The 12,439-nt window shown below is 60.8% G+C and carries 9 protein-coding genes and 2 pseudogenes; 3 read left to right on the top strand and 8 right to left on the bottom strand.

The window, feature by feature from the left end; all coding sequences use genetic code 11:
• Positions 1-8 precede the first annotated feature (8 nt).
• The 4 genes from L8U58_RS06015 to L8U58_RS06000 all read right to left on the bottom strand — a co-directional run bounded on the left by L8U58_RS06015 (position 9) and on the right by L8U58_RS06000 (position 3,060).
• Positions 9-545, bottom strand: a complete 537-nt coding sequence (locus L8U58_RS06015) for an SRPBCC family protein (RefSeq protein ID WP_034966194.1) — start codon at positions 543-545, stop codon at positions 9-11.
• Between the two features lie 117 nt (positions 546-662).
• Positions 663-938 carry a biotin synthase auxiliary protein BsaP gene (gene bsaP, locus L8U58_RS06010; protein WP_034993682.1) on the bottom strand — a complete coding sequence of 92 codons (276 nt, stop codon included), beginning with the start codon at positions 936-938 and terminating at the stop codon, positions 663-665.
• 22 nt (positions 939-960) lie between these two features.
• Positions 961-2,055 (bottom strand): biotin synthase BioB, encoded by a 1,095-nt coding sequence (gene bioB, locus L8U58_RS06005; protein ID WP_237744587.1) that lies wholly within the window; start codon positions 2,053-2,055, stop codon positions 961-963.
• A 528-nt stretch (positions 2,056-2,583) separates the two neighbouring features.
• On the bottom strand, positions 2,584-3,060 hold the full coding sequence (locus tag L8U58_RS06000) for a cupin domain-containing protein (RefSeq protein ID WP_011273306.1): 477 nt from the start codon (positions 3,058-3,060) through the stop codon (positions 2,584-2,586).
• A gap of 218 nt (positions 3,061-3,278) precedes the next feature.
• On the opposite strand from L8U58_RS06000, the gene L8U58_RS05995 reads away from it, so the two are divergent.
• Both L8U58_RS05995 and L8U58_RS05990 read left to right on the top strand, forming a co-directional pair.
• Complete coding sequence (locus L8U58_RS05995) at positions 3,279-4,541, top strand: membrane protein (RefSeq protein WP_034973183.1); 1,263 nt, start codon at positions 3,279-3,281, stop codon at positions 4,539-4,541.
• Between the two features lie 30 nt (positions 4,542-4,571).
• On the top strand, positions 4,572-5,207 hold the full coding sequence (locus L8U58_RS05990) for a DUF421 domain-containing protein (protein WP_269954908.1): 636 nt from the start codon (positions 4,572-4,574) through the stop codon (positions 5,205-5,207).
• Here L8U58_RS05990 and L8U58_RS05985 read toward each other — a convergent pair.
• From L8U58_RS05985 to L8U58_RS05975, 3 genes and pseudogenes are all read right to left on the bottom strand, one after another.
• Positions 5,204-7,336, bottom strand: a complete 2,133-nt coding sequence (locus L8U58_RS05985) for a YhgE/Pip domain-containing protein (protein WP_034966189.1) — start codon at positions 7,334-7,336, stop codon at positions 5,204-5,206. The two genes, L8U58_RS05990 and L8U58_RS05985, sit on opposite strands and share 4 nt — an antisense overlap.
• Positions 7,336-8,073: an ATP-binding cassette domain-containing protein gene (locus L8U58_RS05980; protein ID WP_269954907.1), complete on the bottom strand. Its 738-nt coding sequence runs from the start codon at positions 8,071-8,073 to the stop codon at positions 7,336-7,338. Before L8U58_RS05980 ends, L8U58_RS05985 begins: the two co-directional genes overlap by 1 nt.
• Positions 8,074-8,216: 143 nt before the next feature.
• Positions 8,217-9,775: pseudogene (locus tag L8U58_RS05975) on the bottom strand (MFS transporter).
• Positions 9,776-10,030: 255 nt separating this feature from the next.
• Here L8U58_RS05975 and L8U58_RS05970 point away from each other — a divergent pair.
• Positions 10,031-11,959 (top strand): hypothetical protein, encoded by a 1,929-nt coding sequence (locus L8U58_RS05970; RefSeq protein ID WP_269954906.1) that lies wholly within the window; start codon positions 10,031-10,033, stop codon positions 11,957-11,959.
• A 47-nt stretch (positions 11,960-12,006) separates the two neighbouring features.
• Here L8U58_RS05970 and L8U58_RS05965 read toward each other — a convergent pair.
• A pseudogene (locus tag L8U58_RS05965) lies at positions 12,007-12,379 on the bottom strand (carboxymuconolactone decarboxylase family protein).
• Positions 12,380-12,439 lie beyond the last annotated feature (60 nt).

Below are 12,439 nucleotides of genomic sequence, written 5' to 3'. Positions count from 1 at the left end.
AACTGTACCTAAAGGCCTTCAGCTTCCCTTGCAATGGCACGAATAGTTTGCTCAATTCCTTCTTGGAGGCCAGCCTCGAATTTCTTCTCCCCGCCCAGGGCGGTCGCCACAAGTGCGCGGGAGATCAGGGAGGTGTTCCCGCCCGGGATGTGCCGCTTCTCCGTGAGGGTGGTGCGGGAACCGTCGGCCGATTCCGTCAGCTCGAAGCGCCAGTGGGAGCCATTCAGCGGGATCTTAAACTCGAAGACCTGGCCTGGCTGGACCTCCGTGACCACCGCCCACGTGGGCCACCACAGGAAGCCCTGGCGGTTGAGGTTGATGGTGATGGATCCCGGCGCTGGGGCCGCACCTGAGCCGGCTGTGCCCGCGCCTGCGCCGGCCGTGCCCGCACCTGAGCCGCTGCTACCGCCGCGCCCCTTCAGTAGGATCATCTTCTTGCACTGCGGGCTACGTTTGCCCATCGCTGACAAGTCGGTGACGTGCTCCCAGACCTTGCTAACAGGAGCGTTGACGTCAATGCTGGCGGAAATCTCAGGTGCTGCCATGGTCCGGGTATTGCCTTTCTTCGGTGGAATCTGTGTGGTGGAGTCTGTGCTGGATGCAATTTGTGCTGGAACTTTTGGCACTAGAACTAGCGGTGATTCCACCCTACGTGCCACAAGCTAGACATCCATCACAATCGACGAATCCATGTCACCATGCCGGGAACACTCCGCCGTCCAGCCCATCGGATTCACCTGCACCTTCATGCGCCGACCGCACAGCGGGCAGAAGCGTGGCGGCTCCAAACCCGCCAGAGCTCCGCGGCTCGCCTGTGCAAGAGCCCCGCGACCGACGCGCAAAGAGCCGTCGGACGTATCGAGTGGCTGGCCCGTGTGGGCGTCATATAAAGGGATACCGCCGAGAACATAGAGGGCAGTAAGTTCGCTAAGAGGCATCGAGGAAGTCACGGTCAGGCGCCTACAGCGTTGCGTTCAGAGCCTTGATCGGCAGCTGCAACTTGCCGAGCATATCCACGTCGCGCTCAGCGGGACGGCCCAGCGTGGTCAGGTAATTGCCCACGATCACGGCGTTGATGCCGCCCAGCAGGCCCTTTTCTGCGCCGAGGTCGCCCAGGGTCAGCTCGCGGCCGCCCGCGAAGCGCAGCAGCTGGCGGGGGAGGGCCAGGCGGAACGCGCCGATCGTGCGCAGGGCATCGTTGACCGGCATCGGCTCGAGGTCCGCGAATGGGGTGCCCGGGCGCGGATCGAAGAAGTTCAGCGGGACCTCCGTGGGGTCAAGTTTCTGCAGGTCGATGGCGAACTCCGCGCGCTGTTCGACCGTTTCGCCCATGCCGACGATGCCGCCGCAGCAGACCTCCATGCCTGCGTCGCGGACCATTTCCAGGGTGGAGGTGCGCTCCTCCCACGTGTGGGTGGTGACGACCTCGGGGAAGTAGCTCTTGCAGGTCTCTAGGTTGTGGTTGTAGCGGTGGACGCCGAGCTCCTTCAGTCGGTCAACCTGCTCCTGGGTGAGGATGCCGATGGAGGCGGCAACGTTGATGTCGACCTCCGCCTGGATAGCGGCGATGGCCTTCGCCATCTGGTTCATGAGGTCCTCGTCAGGGCCCTTCACCGCGGCGACGATGCAGAACTCCGTGGCGCCGGTCTTGGCGGTCTGCTTCGCAGCCTCGACCAGCTGGGCGATATCCAGCTGGATGGAACGAACCGGGGACTCGAACAGGCCAGACTGGGCGCAGAAGTGGCAATCCTCGGGACAACCGCCGGTCTGCAGGGAGATGATTCCTTCCATCTCCACCGCATCGCCGCACCACTTCAGGCGGACCTGGTGAGCCAGGTCCAGGAGCTCGTCCAGGTGCTCGTCGCCGAGCTGCAGGACCTGGAGGGTTTCCTCGTAGTTCAGGGGCTCGCCGTTTTCCAGAACCTTCGTGCGGGCGAGGTTCAGGATTTCTGGGGTGTCGGCCGCGGGGGTTTGTGCTGGGTTTTCGGTCGCGGGGATTTTCGCTGGGTTCTCGGTCGCGGGGGTTTTCGCGGTATTGGTTTCCGCAGTAGTCATCGTCGGTCTCCTCTAGTTCTCGTGCGAGTCATGGCGCGTCTTGGCGAGTCATGGGGGCATATCGCTCTTGAACGCTGTTTAGTTTCACATGCTAACTTACCGCGATTGCAGTGTGTGACATACCGGGGGTTGGGCGTGTAGTTCGGGGGGTGAGGGCGCGTGATGCGAGGGGGTGATGGCGCGTGATGCGAGGCGGTGATGTCCCAAATTCCACGTCTTAGGATATAACTGTTCTGTTTATGCAGGTCAGTGCGTTGCGCGAAATGGCTGCACACCTGCTATTTTCAATAACTCGAAGATTTGGGACATTGTCGCCGCAGCCCGCTTGCGATTGTGGAGCCTGTGGGGCACAAGGGGCGGATGTGACGCGCGTGGCGTGGGCGGTTCCGGCGCTGTGGAGGTTATGTGGTGGAGGCTGCGCGGTGAAGGGCAAAAAGAAAAGTGGCACCACGCGGGGAGGTGCCACTGTCAGGGGCCAGCACAGGGAGCCTGCCCAGGAGCCAGCCCGGTCACCAGCCCAACCAAGCCCTAGGCGTGCTCGTCAGCCTGCTGCTTCGGAGGCTGAACGGTCCACTCCGGCGGAACGTCCTTGCCGGACTCCTCGTCCTGCTCTGCCTGCTCGGCTGTCTCCTGGACGATGCCCTTGGCGTGGTGGCTCGGCGCGTAGACCGCGTACACCTGCATCGGCTCGTCACCGGTGTTGATGATGTCGTGCCACACACCGGCCGGAACCTGCACAGCCCAGCCGTCGGAGACCTCCTGCTGGATGGTCATGTTGTCCTTATCCGGTCCCATGATGCACTTGCCAACACCCGCGTCCAGGCGTAGGAACTGGTCGGTATCGTGGTGTACTTCCAGGCCGATGGAATCGCCCGGGGCGATGGACATGAGGGTCACCTGCAGGTACTTGCCCGTCCACGCGGTGGTTCGGTAGTTCGTGTTCTCTCGGGTGGCCGTTTCAATGTCAAAGACATTGGCTTCTGGTCCGTTGTCGACGATCTTCATGGTTCTCCTTCCGGTGAGATGTCCTCTATTGCCCATGCTAGGCCGTTTTCCCGTGAGATTCAGGCGCGCCCACCCGCGCCCATCCGCGCCCATCCGCGCGCGGACCAGTGAAGCGCCGAGCTGCCACCGGGAAGCCGACGGAGTACAGTCGAATTTCGGGCTAAAAATAGCACTATCGAATAAGAATCATCGAGCAAAAACTAAGGAGCTCTGCGAGCGTGAAGAGAACGTTCTCCATCGCCATGGCTTTCGTCGGCCTGACCGTCGGCGCCGGCTTCGCCACCGGCCAAGAGGTCATCCAATACTTCGTGTCCTTCGGCATGAACGGAATCTGGGGTGCGGTGCTGGCCGGCATCGTCATGACCATCGCGGGTAGCGTAATCCTGCAGGTGGGAAGCTACTTCCTGGCTGACGAACACCGCATGGTGTTCCGCAACGTCGCGCACCCGATAGTCTCGCGCTTCTTGGATCTGTCGGTAACGCTCACGCTGTTCGCCGTCGGATTTGTCATGCTGGCGGGTGCGGGTTCGAACCTGGAACAGCAGTTCGGCCTGCCCGCGTGGGCCGGTGCGCTGATCATGACCGGCGTGGTGCTGGCTGCGGGCATGCTGGACGTGGAAAAAGTCAGCCAGGTGATCGGCGCGCTGACCCCGCTGATTATCGTCGCCGTCCTTTTCGCGTTCGTGTACACGCTGATCAACATGCCCGCGGACACATCCCACCTCAGCGAAATCGCGAAGGGGGCGGATTCCCCCGTATCGCCGTGGATCCTGTCCGCCCTGAACTACAACGGCCTGGCGCTGCTGCTGGGCGTGTCCATGTCGCTGGTCATCGGCGGTAACTACTCCTCGCCGAAGGAGGCCGGTATCGGCGGCTTGATGGGTGGCGCCCTGTACACGGTCATGCTGATCATCGCCGCGATCACCTTGTACCTAAACATCGAAACCGTGCAGGATAGCGACGTCCCGATGTTGGAGCTGATGAACAACATCAACCCCACCCTCGGCGTGATCATGGCGATCATCATCTTCTTCATGATCTTCAACACCGCGATCGGCATGTTCTACGCGTTGGGTAAGCGCCTGACGGCCAGCACGGACAAGTCTTTCCGTCCGGTGTTTGTCGTGGTGACGCTGATTGGTTACGGCATCAGCTTCGTCGGCTTCGAGACCCTGATGACGTACGTGTACCCGGTCATTGGCTACATCGGCATGGTCATGATCGTCGTGATGATTGCCTGGTGGCTGCGTTCCCGCGCCCGCATTTCCCTGGAATCGAAGCGTCGCGACCGCATCCACGAGCTGGCCTATAACCGCGAGCACGAGGACGAGGAATACACCGCCGAGGACCGCAAGGAACTGCGCAAGCTGGTCGGCGAATCCAACATCGAGGACAAGGAGCTGCACAAAACCATCACCGACGAGGTGAAGAGCGAGCTCCCCGACGAGTCCATGGAAAGCCCCGCCAAGCCGGAATCCTAACCCCAAAACCACAGCGTAGAATGGGTATTCATGTTTGGCGGCATCTACGGATCACTCACGACGGCTGCGATTAGCGCTGCGGATTTCACCCCGCCGCAGGGTTGGGGGCCGGTGCTTAAAGAACAGCTAGGCATCGACCTGTGGCGCATTCCGATTGTGATGGTCGCCGCCGTCGGCATCTATCTGACGTTCCTGGTGGCGGTCCGTCTTTTCGGACAGCGGATCTTAAGCAGTCTCGGCGGCTTCGATGCAGTGGTTATTTTCATGTTCGGCGCGGTCGCCGGCCGTTCCGTCATTGGCCACCCGCCGTCGCTGGCTGCGGGCGTGATCGGCCTGCTTACTTTGATGTGTATGGAGGCGCTGTTCGGCGCCGTGCAGGATGTGGTGGGGCTCCGCCGGACCATCAACCCGCAGCCAACGGTTCTGATCGCGCACGGCGAGATCATCGAGTCCGCCCTGCAGCGCTATCACATCAATGATGTCGCCATTGCCACTGCGATGCGCAAGGCCGGCGTGCGCGACCTCAGCGAGGTCGCCTGCATGGTGCTGGAATCCAATGGTTCGATCTCTACGCTGCGGGTGGGGGAGCAGATCGACTCTTCGATCTTGTTGGGTGTACAGGGAGCCGAGAGGGTAGTGACGCCCCCTCGTCCCAACGACCTTTAAGCGTTCAGCACGGGGTGCAGCCGCTTCATGGTCCACATTTGCTGGCTGCGCGCCGATAGCGTGGTGACCAGGAAGCATCCGAGGCCAACGAGGCACAGCACTCCCACTGCGATCGGCAGGCGTTCGTCGTAGAAGCCGTAGATCAGCTGCCTGAAGCCGTTGACCGCGTATGTCATCGGGTCGAACGGATGCAGGAATTGGAAGAACTTGTTTTGTGTCTCGACGGGGTACAAGCCTCCCGAGGCGAGGATCATCAGCATGAGCATCGCCAGGGCGGTCACGCGTCCAGGCCCGGGGCCGAGGAAGGCGATGAGCATTTGGTTCATGAGCATCCACACCAGCGCCACGAGCGCTGCGAACAGGAATAGCCCCGGGACGTTCGCGGTATCCATGCCGACACCCCAGATGGTGACAGCCACCACGACGGCTGCCTGCAGGATGGCGATGATGCCTGTCGGCAGGAAGCCGGACAGGGCGGCGCGCCAGGAGTGCATGCCGGAGTTCACGGTGCGGGCCTGCAGCGGCTTGATCATGACGTAGACCATGATGCCGCCGATGAACAGCGACATGCTGAAGAAGAAGGGCGCCATGCCTGCACCGAAGGTGTGCGTGCCGGAGTTGTTATCGGCCTTCATCTGTACCGGCCCGCCGATGGTGCTGGAGGCTGCCAGGCGCTGGCCTTCGTCCCACTGCGGAACCTTCTTGGAGCCGTCGGAAAGCTTGTCGCGCAGTTCGGTAGCGCCGTTGTTCAGCTTGGCGGTGCCGTCCTTGGCCTTGGCGGTGCCGTCCTTCAGTTTGTCCGCGCCGTCCTTGAGTTTGGTGTTGCCGTCGTCCAGCTTGATCACGCCGTTTTTCAGCTTCGTCGCGCCAGCCGAGGCCTCGCCCAGCTTGTCGTCCAGCTTGTGTGCGCCGTTGTTGATCTTGTTCACGCCGTCCTGCAGCTGCTTGAACTGTGCGGGAAGCCCGGAAAGTTCGCCCACGCCCTTGCGCAGCGGGGCGTTCGGGTCGTTGAGCTGGTAGGACAGCTGGGCGCTGCCGTCAGCCAGGCGCTTCAGATCGGTCGCGTTCTGGGACTTCGGGCCGATGCCCTGCGTCTCCAGGGCGAGGGCCACCTTGTCTAGCTCGTTCGCGGCCGTAATGGCGGCGGGCAGGCCACTGCCACGCAGGTTGCGGGAGATGTCGCGCAGGTTCCTTGCATGGTCGCCCTGTGCCTTGGTGACTCCACCGAGTTTGGTGTTGAGCTGTTGCACGCCGTCGTTGAGGCGGCTCGCTCCGTCGCCAAGTTTATCGACGCCACCTTCCAGCTGGTTGAGCTTTCCAGCCTGACCGTTGATCTTTTCCGCCGCGGCGTTTACCTTGTCGGACAGTTCGGTGGTGCCGTCGGACAGCGTGCCGGCGCCCTGGTGCAGTTTGGCGATGCCGTCGTCGAGTTCGACGGCGCCATTTCGCAGCTTGCCGGAGCCGTCCTTGGCGGTGGCCAGGCCGTTGGCGAGCTTTTCTGCGCCATCGTTCAGTTGGACGGAGCCGTCTTTGAGTTGGGCGGTGCCGTCGGCGAGCTTGCCGGCGCCGATGGCGGCGCGCTGCATGCCGCTGCCCGCGTCGACGATGCCGAGCAGGACTTTATCCACGGCCTCTGCACTGATTTTGTCGCCGACGACGTTCAGCACCTCACGCATGACGTTTTGGCCGATCATGGTGGAGAGGTAGCCGTTGGCATCGTTGTATGTGCTGATGAGGTTGGCCTTTTCCGGCTTCCCGGAGGTAGGCGAGGCCACTGCGTCGGAGAAGTTCTCCGGCAGTTCCAAGGAGAAGTAGTATTCGCCGGATTCCACGCCCCGACGGGCATCCTCGGAATCGGTTTCGATCCAGCTGATCTGGTCGTTTTCCTTCAAGCCTTCGATGACCTTGTCGCCGGCGCGGAGCTCCTTGCCGTCGACACTCGTGCCCTTGTCACTGTTAACAAGGGCAACGGGCAGGGCGTTCAGGTTGCCGAATGGGTTCCAGAATGCCCAGAGGTACAAGGCGGAGTACAGCAGCGGCATGAGCACAAGGATGACCAGCGCGGCGCGGGTCAGCCGGTTGCGCTTGAAGCTGCGGATCTCGCTGTTGAGTTTAAAACCGGCGAGCATTAGTTGTTCTCCTTTGGCTCTGCGATGTCGGTGTATTCGCGCAGTCCGGTATGAATCGGGTGCGCGTGGTTAGCGTAGGCGTCAATTTCAATAACCGTGGTGGGCTCGACCGGACCGACGATAGGGTTCGACGAGTTAACGACCACAGGAATATCCATCGACAAGCGCTCGAGTACCTGCAGTAGGATCGCGCGCTCGTCGTTTTCGTGCGCCTGCTCAATATCGTCCATGATCAGCAGGTGGACTGGCTTGTTGTCGGCGGGCGACAGGGCCAGGCTGATGCGTAGCATGATCTTGTCGAGGTTATCCAGCTGGGAGATGTAGGCATCCAGCGGGGGAAGATCGCGCTCGCCGTAGACGTGGGAGCAGATACGCTGCAGGTCTTCTGCGGTGGCCTTGCGCATCGGCATGAACCAGGGCTTCGACCAGGACAGGGATTCGGTGAGGATGTCTTGGACCGTGACGGAACGCTCCAACAGGTCGATTTGCTCTACGCCGGCGATGGCGACGCGGGAGCGGATCTGCTTGGGCTTGGTTTCACCGAGGACATTGAGGGTGCCGCCGGTGGGCTTCATGCGCCCAGAAAGAACCAGAGCTAGAGCGGTACGGCCAGAGCCGCCCTTGCCGAGCAGGTTGGTTAGGCCCTGGTTAGGGATAGAAAAGGAGAGAGGGCCAAATACTTGGCCCTCGTCGCCTTTGAGCTCGAGATCCTGGGCTTCTACTGCGAGGGAAGTCATGGCTTTACCTGATTTCTGTAGGGAGGGAAGCACGGTCTATTTCAACAGACACCCTGCGTATTTTTGTAGACTTTGACGATTTCGTCAATTTTGGCCCTGGCGTGGCGAAACGGCGCTGCAATGTACGGAAATCTGCGGGGAAGCTAGCCGGAAGCTGCTACAGCGCTACGGGCGCGCAACCGATTGTCGTAGAGCGCGATGACGAGGGCGACGGGGACGAGCGAGCCGATGGTGCCGAAGCCGATGGCGGTGCCGAGGGGCCAGTTGATGGCGCGCGAGCTAGCGAAGACTATCGCGGTGATCGGCGCGAGTCCCATGGCGGTACCGATGCGTTGTGCAGCCTGCAGAACCCCGCCGGAGCTGCCCGCGTAGTTGAGAGGAACGTCCGCGAGCGTGAGGGTTTGGTTCGGACCGATGACCGTGCCCTGGCCGGTGCCGACTAGGAATAGGGTGATTACCATCCACCACTCCGACAGGCCGGTAGCGTGGTGTAGCACAAGGGTGAGGATGGTTAGCGCAATGCCGGTCAGTGCCACGGTGATGCCGTCGATGACGACTCGACGGCCCCGGTCGGCGACCCGCTTGCCGGCCCAGTTGGCGGCGAAGGGGCTGCTGATCGCGGCGGGGATGCCGACACTACCGGCGACGAGCGCGCTGTAGCCCAGGCCGTTTTGGAAGTACAGCGCCACGAGCACCCAAATGCTGGTTATGCCCATGAAGTACACTCCCGCACCAGCATGGTGCCCAGTCGGAAGCTGGGGAAGCGGAAGATTTGCATGTCCACCATGGGGTCGAAGGGCTTGGTTGTTTTAACGTGCCGCTCCCAGGCCAGCCACCCGGCCAGAAGGGCGACGGCGATGGGGAGAGGCAGGAAGGTGCGGGCATTGCCGGAGGATTCCACGAACGGGAAGAGGGAGGCCAGGACGGCCAAGCCAAGCAGGAGGGATCCGAAGGGGGCGAGGCTGCGCACTGCGCGGATGACGCCCACGTTACGGCCGGTGGCGGGATCCTCAACCCGGCCCATCAGCGGGCGCGGGAACCACAGGAGTGCGAGGACGAAAGCGAGAAGGCCGAAGGGAACGTTGACCAGGAATGTCGAGCGCCAGCCGTGCTCCGGGCCACCGACGCGAATGAGGAAACCACCAAGGACGGGACCAATGGCCACGGCCACGCCCACGACGGTGCCGAACCAGCCGAAGGCCCGGCCGCGTTCCTTGCCGCGGAAGAACTGCTGGATCATACCCACTGCTTGTGGGTTGAGCATGCCCGCGCCCACGCCTTGGATGAAGCGGGTGATGTTCAGAGCTTCCGCGGTGGGAGCGAAGCCAGCGGTGATGGCGGCCAGGGCGTAGACGCTTAAGCCGATGAGGTACATTCCGCCCCGGCCGAGCAGGTCGCCGACGCGGCCAGCGGCGACGAGTACCACGCCGAAGGTCAGCGTGTAGCCAGAGAGCGCCCACTGGATGTCCGATTCGGTGGCGCCCAGCCCCTGCTGGATGGAGGGCAGGGCGACGTTGATGATGGACACGCTGATCAGCGACATGAAGATCGTCGTGAGGATGACGCCCAGAACTTTCCAGCGGCGCGGATCCTCACCCGGGGGATAGGTACCGGGTGAGTGGACCGTGGCCTCCGTCGCGCCGGGGCGGGGGTTGTCTGTGCCCTGGCGCGGGGTGCCTGGGTGTGCTTCCCTGCGAGGAATGCCCGGCTGTGAGCTTGCGGCGTGCGGGTCCTTTTCAGCCACGGTGGTGCGTGCCCTCCTTCGGATCGCCTGTGTGTAGATCTGTGCGCTGGCGCGGTTTCGCGCGGTTGTGCGCGAAATTCCCTTTAGTGAAGCATATCGCTACTAAGGGTGACCTTATTTCAGGGGGTGGGATGGTTTCAAAGTGGATAGGCTTCTGAAGTGCTGTTGTAGCCTGGGGTACAGGTGGTTCGAAGATCACGGAGGCTTTGTGCTATGGGGATAAACGACGAGTTCACCGAGGCGAACAATGCTCGGAATTCCAACTGGTATCAAATCCAGGGAGCGGAGTTCCATCTTCCGGAGGGTTATGTCTGTGGCTCTCAGCCGGAGTGGCGCCTTGCGCATTTCGCGGTGGTTCTTCCAGTGCCCGAATTACCGGAGGCTTTCGATTGGCCCGAGGCTTGGGTGCCCGGTCGTTTTCGCGGGATTAAGAAGATTGAGTTCGCAGAACGGGATGAAGAAGGGGACTTCGTTCGCCAGTTCTGGGGTAATAAAGTTGATTACAAATATGTACCCCGCGTTTTCCATAAGAGTGCTGGGTCGTACTTCCGTGAGCCCCTAGCCAGCTCTATGGGGGCGAGTGCGGTTGATGCTGTACCGACGTCTGGTGGGGATCCCGCGGAGTGGATCTCGGATGCATCTACTAATCCTGCCAAGGTCGTCGCGCATCGCCTCGTGTTTGAGCCCGACCTTACGACGGAGGACTATACGACGGAGGGCAAGCAGCGGGCACCAAAAATGGAGACATATCCGCTGCGTTTCGCTTTGGACGACACCGGGCACCCCTATGCGACCTTGAAGTTTGTATGTGCCGAGTACCTGCAATATTCCGGGCCATGCCTTTATGACCTTGAAAGTGGCGAACCTAGTAACTTCGAACAGAATTTTCTCGTCATCCATGCCGTCGCGGAAAATTGCTCCGGAAAAGCGCTGGAGGAAGCTACTGCGTCGTTGACTAAGCCACGAGAGAAAATGACCCTGATTGCGGAGGAAGGCAACGGAGAGGCGAGACAAAGAGAGCTACTTGAAGAACTCACTGGCTCACCACTGACTAACAACAAGGCTAGTGTTTGCCTATTGGAAGCTGCCGTGAAGGTTGTGGAAGAGCAGCTATTCGTCGGCTCGGAAACTCACACTCCGTGGGATCTCAATAAGGGCGGATACTTCAAAAAAACCCGTAGGGGTACAAAAGCGAAACGCGGTCGACAGTCTCCCAAACCTTATTGCGTCACGATGGCTATCCCGGGCCGTACAGACATTGCCCTACCAACTCCCATCGCGGATGCATCTGAGGAGTCGGGGGAGAACTGGATGCTCCATGACCAATGGGCATGGTACTTTGCTTCTCGTTTCGACCGGTACACAACAGAAATCCCGTATTTTCGTGATGGCTCTATAAACAGAAGCCTCGTGTCCCGCTACCGTGACTGGACTATTCACTCCTGCGAGGAGGGGTTGGCAGTGGTGCGCCGGGCACCGCTAGAAAACTCACAAAATAATTTCTTTATGCTGGCTGGGACTCGCTTTGTAGACCTGGCTATTTTAGCGCTCAGAGCAGTTAATTATCTGGGGTGTATTAGCGAACAACTTCGCCAATTATCTTTCGGTCCGGAAGCGCTCAATGTCTTGGAAAGCTCCGGCTCTGAGGGCAATGCTGGAACTCTCGAGAAGATAAGGGGCGCGGACCAAAAGCTGCAGGGCAGTCTCCGGAAGTTCGCAAAGATACAAGCGGAACTAGTCTATGTGCGCGATCACCTCTGGTACGAGCGAGTCCCCGGACGCGACGTAGCGACCACCATTCTGCAGCATATGTTGGAAAAGACAGGTGCACGGGGAGACTTTGATGACATCGTCGGCGAACTTGAGATACGTGAGAACGTCTACACAACCCAGTACAATTTCGCACGTATCAGACTTGATGGCATCGAGGCAGACACTCATAAGCGTAAACAAGAGCGGCGCGATGAACGCAATGAATTAATCGCGTTAGCAGCCGCAGTTCTGGCAGTCCCAAGCCTTTTTGCGCTTCTGCCCGCTGTTGGGCAGTGGTGGGTTTTCATTGTTTGCCTGGTGGCCATTGTTGTTATATCAGCGGTGACGTACTTCTCGCGCCGTCAACGGAGAAAGAAACAGTCGGGTTGATCTCGATTGCCAAGCGCTAATAAGCGGCCAGGCCTACCCCGGCAGCATTAACCCTCGAGGGCGGCCTTCATGCAGCGCATCGCGGCCAAAGTCTTCGGCACGCCGACGTAAGGCATGAGGTGTACGAAGCATTCGGCCACCTCCTCTGGGCTCATGCCTGCGACGTCCACAGCGGTCTTGATGTGGCCGGTGAGTTTGTGGCTCTACGCCACCCATCGCAGCCAGGGCAGCCATGTTCAGCATCTGACGGTCGCGGAGAGTAATGCCATCGCGCTGGTAGGTTCCGCCGAAGACGGCCTCGACAACCCAGTCGGACGCGCCGGGTGCGAACTCGTCGAGCTGCTTCTTCCACGCAGTGGCGGATTCTGGGGTTTGGGTCTCGCGGACGAACTCGTCGCTTTTGTCGCGGTTCAGTTCCATGGGGGCATGCCTCTCTCTTTGGATCCACGCTCCGGTTAGGCCCGGCTGGCGATGTAGCCA

The sequence above is a fragment of the Corynebacterium macclintockiae genome (assembly GCF_027570165.1).
GTDB lineage: Bacteria > Actinomycetota > Actinomycetes > Mycobacteriales > Mycobacteriaceae > Corynebacterium > Corynebacterium macclintockiae.
The sequence above is the reverse complement of the archived record's forward strand: the minus strand, read 5'-3'. Positions and strand labels throughout refer to the sequence as shown.